The organism is Oleiphilus sp. HI0067 (assembly GCF_001635735.1).
The window spans coordinates 1-896 of the sequence record NZ_LWFI01001151.1 but is presented as its reverse complement, the minus strand read 5'-3'; the positions used below and the strand labels follow the sequence as shown (position 1 = coordinate 896).

Genomic DNA, 896 nt, shown 5'->3' with positions numbered 1-896 from the left:
AGAAAATAAGTGTTTGTCTGCTTTCATATTGGTTAGGTACTGCTGTTAGAGACGCGCATTCTATATCTACTCATGGATTTGACCAAGTGTTTGAAGTGTTAAAATAGATCAAAAAATAATCAATGGCTGCTTTCCTCACAAACTTCTTTGTCCTTGCCGCTGGTGAGGCGTCTCGTTTTGGTTCACCTAAGCAATTGGCAGAACTTCAAGGTGATACACTCTTGCAGCTCGCAGAGAGACGAGTGGAGACCTTAGCACAACGACTTCACGAGTCAGGGTACGAGTCTAAGTCTTATCTGGTTTTAGGAGCGAACAGAGAAAAAATATATTCTGCTGTCGATGCTCAGAAATGGACCGATGTGGTCGTATGTGAGAACTGGAAAGAAGGCATGGCAGCAAGTATTTATGCGGGACTTTCGCATTGTTTATCTCGGAAGAGCTTACTTAATCAAACCCAGCAGGGCACGCTCATTTTGTTGCTTGATCAGCCGGTATTGAATGATTCTGATTTAGTGCGTTTCTTGCTCAATGCTATTCAGAAAAACTGCATGTATGCCTCGGCCTATCCTGATTCGATTGGTCCACCAGTATACTTCCCAAAGCAATCAATGAATGACTTCATGCGGTGGTATGAGAGCGGAGGTAGACGGCCGAAGAAATTTCTTGGCGAACACGATGTAAAAGTTGGCAAAGTAGGGGGTGTTCAACAAGATGTTGATACGCCTGCAGACTTAGCAAATCTCGATAGGCCCGTGGTCTGAGCGCATTGCGAGTATGCTGTAAGGAAGACGCATAGTTAGTATTACGGTGTACAAGATCTATTATGATTGATCAGTAGATTATATTTGGGCGCGTCATTCATTCTTCGTTTGCAAGCTATAGTGATATGCGTGTAT

The 896-nt window shown here is 43.4% G+C and carries 1 protein-coding gene; it reads left to right on the top strand.

What is annotated here, in order from left to right; all coding sequences use genetic code 11:
- Positions 1 to 122 precede the first annotated feature (122 nt).
- Positions 123 to 761: an NTP transferase domain-containing protein gene (locus A3739_RS16770; protein ID WP_068477094.1), complete on the top strand. Its 639-nt coding sequence runs from the start codon at positions 123 to 125 to the stop codon at positions 759 to 761.
- Positions 762 to 896 lie beyond the last annotated feature (135 nt).

Bases quoted from the DNA above. Each gene is read 5' to 3' on its own strand.
- A3739_RS16770 (WP_068477094.1), top strand. From the start codon at position 123: ATGGCTGCTTTCCTCACAAACTTCTTTGTCCTTGCCGCTGGTGAGGCG.